Consider the following 336-nt stretch of genomic DNA (forward strand, 5'->3'; position numbering starts at 1 on the left):
CAGATTGAAAACTTAAAAAACAGCAGCGAAATGGATTCCATGATGAATGAACTTGCAGAATACCTGCCATCCGTAAAAGAAGTCCTTATCGATGAACGTGACAGATACCTTGCTTCTCATATATGGGAATCAAAAGGCAGCACTGTCGTAGCCGTAATCGGTGCAGGTCATCTTCCTGGCGTTCAAGCATATTTAGAAAAAATCGCAGGAGGAAAAGCAATTACGGACACCTGTGATATTGAGTCTGCTCCTTCAAGTTCGCCTGTATCAAAAATAATAGCATGGGCAATTCCCGTAATCATAATCGGTTTAATTGCACTCGGATTTTTTACCGGA

General features: G+C 41.4%; 1 protein-coding gene. It reads left to right on the forward strand.

Features of this window, described 5'->3' with window-relative positions:
- The coding region (locus GNY06_RS01550) for a TraB/GumN family protein (protein WP_176589934.1) at nucleotides 1-336 on the forward strand (336 nt) is incomplete at both ends.

It is taken from the genome of Elizabethkingia argenteiflava, assembly GCF_009904105.1.
Classification (GTDB): Bacteria; Bacteroidota; Bacteroidia; order Flavobacteriales; family Weeksellaceae; genus Elizabethkingia; species Elizabethkingia argenteiflava.